At 51.8% G+C, this 3,020-nt stretch carries 4 protein-coding genes; 1 reads left to right on the plus strand and 3 read right to left on the minus strand.

Annotation, left to right across the window (positions count from 1 at the left end; translation table 11 throughout):
- Positions 1-171 precede the first annotated feature (171 nt).
- The 3 genes from H6B15_RS15150 to H6B15_RS15160 are packed head-to-tail and all read right to left on the minus strand — an operon-like array spanning position 172 to position 2,440.
- Positions 172-669 carry a flavodoxin family protein gene (locus tag H6B15_RS15150; protein ID WP_058966224.1) on the minus strand — a complete coding sequence of 166 codons (498 nt, stop codon included), beginning with the start codon at positions 667-669 and terminating at the stop codon, positions 172-174.
- Between the two features lie 54 nt (positions 670-723).
- Entirely contained in the window at positions 724-1,494 is a 771-nt protein-coding gene (locus H6B15_RS15155) for a hypothetical protein (RefSeq protein ID WP_204648839.1), read from the minus strand.
- A 46-nt stretch (positions 1,495-1,540) separates the two neighbouring features.
- The gene (locus H6B15_RS15160) at positions 1,541-2,440 is read right to left on the minus strand and encodes a hypothetical protein (RefSeq protein ID WP_204648840.1); all 900 of its coding nucleotides are present in this window, start codon (positions 2,438-2,440) and stop codon (positions 1,541-1,543) included.
- Between the two features lie 211 nt (positions 2,441-2,651).
- Here H6B15_RS15160 and H6B15_RS15165 point away from each other — a divergent pair.
- On the plus strand, positions 2,652-3,020 hold a 369-nt coding region (locus H6B15_RS15165; protein WP_204648841.1), incomplete at its 3' end, for a hypothetical protein.

Raw genomic sequence — 3,020 nt, forward strand, 5'->3', positions numbered from 1 at the left:
TACATACGGCGTCCGCGCTGCCCAACTGGGAAAGCGCATGGTCAAAGTCTTTCCGGCTCCGCAGAGGAACCGTTTTTTTGACAAGGCTGGGAAGAAACAGCCGGAGGATACCGGAGAAAAATTGAGAAGCGCCGCCTCTCTTTTTGGGGCTTGCATTGAAGATCAGCAGCTTCATGATATTGCTCCCCTGATCTGTGCAGGATTTTGGAAAAACAGCGTTTCCGCTGTTTTGTATCCAAGGTTGAGCCGGTTACGCTCGGCAAGCTCTGTGGCAGTCTGCCGTTCCGATTCCGTAGAATCTCCGTAAAAGAGAACCCGCAGCAGTTTTCGCTGCGGGTAGCGCCCTATATGATGGGTTTGGCCGCCCCGCCAGGTAAAGAAGGGGAGGGATACTCCAATAGCGCGGTCCAAAACAGCCTTGACGCCGGGGCTGTAGCCGCCGTAGCACAAACGGCTGATAATGATCAGCGGGTCGCTTTGCCCGATCAATGCGCCCGCATGTTTCAAGGAGTCGTCCATCACACAGAATCCGGTATTTTTCAGCCAGCATGCAAAGCAGCCACTGCACGGAGCATACTGGCCGTCCGCAGTGAAAACCACGACATTTTCATCTGGAAGTTCAAAAGCAGAGAAGTCTGCTTTATTAAGATCATGAATGATCGTTTTCAAAACGCAATCCTTTCTTTTGCGGCGTTATCCCGGACAGGAAAGAGCACTCACCATTCAAGCCCCGCTTTTCTCAGGAACGACCTTCGTGGCCATATCCGTTACGATACCGAAAACGTCCTCTTTGCCCGGCACAACGCTGATGTCGATGTATTTGCCCGGAACCATATGCCTAAGCATCTTGTCGTTTAAGTAAAGGGTACGGTTCATGACCGTGTCTCCCGCCGCATTGTCTGTGACCCGAACCGTCACTTCCGCTTCCCAGTCCCCGGCCTCCTCTTTCCCGGTCAGCCGCAAACTCTCCAGCAGCGCTTTTTTGACCACGCTGTTTCTGTTAAACTCCATGCGCTGCTCATAGGTCAGTTCGTCCGGATGCCTGCGGCACTGGTAGCGGGCGATGCGCTCATTCAGCACATCGGCGTCCGGATTATCATCCCCGATGGCATGGGAGCGGTCTGCCGGGTCATACCGGATGGAGAGCGGCGCTCCGGCGGCGCACATGGGAAGCTGCGCCCGGGGGATGATCTCCGTCACGGTGGTCTCAAAAAATGTCCCGTCCTCGGCCAGTGCGTCCACCACGAAGCGAAACTCGGGATTGTCATTGACGCATCGTCCCGTATGCTTTGCAGAACGGATAAAACCCAAGGTCTTCACTGTGCGGGCATCCCTCCAGTGCTGCTCCTTCTCCCTTTTCCGCCTTGCGGATCTGGCAGGGAGCACAAACCCCAGCAGGATACACAGCGCAATGACCACCGCAGATATGATCACGGTGGCCCGAATCGGATTTTCAGCCATCCAGTTGAAAAAAAGACTCCATACGTTTTCCACGAAACACCAGCCCCTTTCTCTGTATCAAGAGGACGCCGTATCCCTCTTAACTGATACCGGACACCACGGAGGAATCCAGTACAAAAGCAAAGAGATTTTCCCTGCCCGGGATGACGCGCACGTCTACATACCGGCCGGGGATCATGTATTCCAAAGCGGTGTCGGGCACATACAGAGTTCGCTTAAATGTGTGGCCGTCCCGCTCCTCGCCGGCAAGCTGGATGGCCGCTTCTGCTTCATAGTCCCCGGCTTCTTCTTTCCCGGTCAGCCGGAAGCTTTTCAGCAATGCCTTTTTCATCACGCCGTTTTTTACTAGCTCCATCCGCTGTTCATAGGAAAGATCGCCCGGGTGCTTCCTGCACTGATAGCGGGCGGCGCGTTCCTGCGCCAGCGACTCGTCCGGATGATTGTCCCACACTGCCTGCGTCCTGTTGTCCGGGTTATAGCGGATGGGGATCGCCCTGCCGGGAACCATACCGGCCATCGCCGTCATGGGAATGATTTTCCGCACGCCGGTCTGGAACACCGTTCCGTCCTCCGCCAGGGCGTCCAGTTCAAAAAGCAGCTGCGGGTTTTCGTTGACATACATGCCGGTCTGCCGAGTGGAGCGGATAAACCCTACTGTCTGCACGGTGCAGGAACTTTTGCTGACATGCCCTTTCGTCAGCCTGCGGATCACGGACAGAATCGGGAGCGCAAACGCCAGGATGAAGATCACAGGAATCATCCAGTTCAAATTTGACAGCAGCCAGTCAAAGAAAGCCCCCATAAAAAACGCCTCCTCCATTAGATACAACAATTCAGTATAATTATATCGTGACTCGTGTTTGGTATCTATCATGAGCAGGTTAAGATTGCGTAAAATTATGGCATGATCCCGAAACCGATTCAAAAGGTTAGAGAAAATGCTGTCATTATTAAGAATAAGCATTCCTGACATTTTCATGAGCTTCCTTCCTACACCCCAGCGAGCATCACATCTTCCAGAACCGCGTCGCAGCCAAATTATTGGGTAACCTTGTGCCTTTCTCGCCTAATATTTACGGGTATTTTATCCTGATTTCACATCGTAAAATAAGATAAGTGCTATAATTAAGATGGAATCGGATCCACTGACCCATGAACAAAACAACGAGGTGAACTATATGACTTTATTCATGAATGAGAAAGATATGAATGAAATGTTAGCCAGTATCTGCCCGGAAGGAGAAACGTACCAGGGAAAAGCATGGGGGACCCTGATGTCCGGTACGGCCGAAATGCTGGCACTGGGAGCCTTGAGTAATGTATATTGTTATGTTGGCGTGACAGAAAAAACATTGGTTATCGCAGTGTTGGAAACGTTTGATATCTCGCATATTTACGATAAAATCTGCATTCCGTTTGACCAGTTTGACGAACTGAAGGTACAAAAAGGGCTACTGCCTTCCCAGCGGATTATCAAAGCGAAAAGCGGGAAAACCAAAATAAAATTGTCGCTGGTCAACAACAGCATCACCGCCAAAATCAAAGATCAAAAACAGGGG

The sequence above is a fragment of the Gemmiger formicilis genome (assembly GCF_016900095.1).
Lineage (GTDB): Bacteria > Bacillota > Clostridia > Oscillospirales > Ruminococcaceae > Gemmiger > Gemmiger formicilis_A.